This window comes from Micromonospora sp. NPDC049799, from assembly GCF_040656655.1.
GTDB lineage: Bacteria > Actinomycetota > Actinomycetes > Mycobacteriales > Micromonosporaceae > Micromonospora.
In genome coordinates this window covers 1-1,403 of the sequence record NZ_JBFAMU010000834.1, presented here as the reverse complement: position 1 = coordinate 1,403, position 1,403 = coordinate 1, and the positions used below count along the sequence as shown (strand labels likewise).

Here is a 1,403-nt window from a genome sequence, read left to right as displayed (position 1 = left end):
GGCGACATCCTCGCCGATCTGCCGGCCGGTGAGGGACTGGCCGAGGTCGCCCTGGAGCAGGTTGGAGATGTAGACGCGGCTGGGTGGTCGGGCGGCTGGGCGGTCGGGCGTTCGCCGGGCCCGCCGGCGGTGGCACACGTCGGTGCCCGTGTCGTTGCCTCTGGCTGCGCTAGTCTTGCCGCTCGTGAGCACCGAGGACCCGGGCGTGCCGGGCGTACACGACGACGAGCGGACGGTGGACCTGTCCGACGACGACTTCGTGGTGCTGCCCGAGCAGACCTCCGACGACACCGACCGAGGCTGGGGCGAGCGCGGCGGCGGCAACGACGACTGGCTGCTCGCCGAACGCCCCCCGCACTGGGACTGACGCCGAGGTCAGGAGGCGGTGGCCGCCGGGGCCTTGGAAGAACCGCCGCCGGTCGAGCCGGACGACGCCGACGACCCGGAGGAGCCGTTCGAGGTCGACGGGGACGTGGTCGCGCCGCTGGACGACGAGCCGGAGTCACCGCCGGTGGACTTCGCCGGCTTGGAACCACCGGTGCTGGTCTCCGAGCCGGAGGACCGCGAGTCGGTGCGGTAGAAGCCGGAGCCCTTGAACACGACGCCGACGGAGTTGAAGACCTTCCGCAGCCGTCCCTCGCAGGCCGGGCACTCGGTCAGCGGCTCGTCGGAGAAGGACTGCACCGCCTCGAGTTGCTGGCCGCACGCGGTGCAGGCGTACTGGTACGTGGGCACGTTCTCCTCCGGATCTGGCACGGCCGGTTGGCACTCGACGACTTCGAGTGCCAATGGTGCGTCATCACCCCCGGATTCGTCCAGCGGACGTGTGGGGCGCGACACCCTCACCGTCGGCGAGTGCGGGGTCCAGCGTACGCAGCCCCCCGGCGGGGGTGACCACCGCGCGCACCGGTCGGTCGTGCGGCTCGGTCGGCAACACGTCGACCAGCTCACCGTCGTGCAGCGGCACCACGGTCAGCGTGGTGGCCGGCACCCGGGCGAGGGCCCGGTCGTACGAGCCGCCGCCCCGGCCCAGCCGCAGCCCGCGACGGTCCACCGCCAGCGCGGGCACCACCACCAGCTCCGCCCGGGCGACCGCGTCCACCCCGAGCCGGGGGCCGACCGGCTCGCGCATGCCCCGGCCGGCGGCGACCAGCGCGTCCGGGCCGGTCCAGACGGCCCAGTCCAGATCCAGGTCGTCCCGGAGAACCGGTAGCAGCAGCTCCCCGCCCGGCGGCAGCGCCGCGTGCAGGACCGCCGGCAGGTCCGCGCCGCCGGGCTCCGAGCCCACCGGGACGTACGCGGTCATGCGGCGGGGGCGTATCCGGCGTACGACCGAGACCAGCTCGGCCTGGACGCCCCCGTGTAGTACGCGGTGGGGATCAGCGCGGCCTGCCGCACGTCGG

The 1,403-nt window shown here is 74.3% G+C and carries 3 protein-coding genes; 1 reads left to right on the top strand and 2 read right to left on the bottom strand.

Annotated elements, in window-relative coordinates:
- Window positions 1-184 precede the first annotated feature (184 nt).
- Entirely contained in the window at window positions 185-367 is a 183-nt protein-coding gene (locus AB0I76_RS29910) for a hypothetical protein (protein ID WP_357042477.1), read from the top strand.
- An 8-nt stretch (window positions 368-375) separates the two neighbouring features.
- Here the strand turns inward: AB0I76_RS29910 and AB0I76_RS29905 are convergent, their stop codons facing one another.
- Window positions 376-735: an FmdB family zinc ribbon protein gene (locus tag AB0I76_RS29905; protein ID WP_357042474.1), complete on the bottom strand. Its 360-nt coding sequence runs from the start codon at window positions 733-735 to the stop codon at window positions 376-378.
- A gap of 64 nt (window positions 736-799) precedes the next feature.
- Window positions 800-1,403: 5-formyltetrahydrofolate cyclo-ligase (locus AB0I76_RS29900; RefSeq protein WP_357042471.1), on the bottom strand; the 604-nt coding region annotated here is incomplete at its 5' end.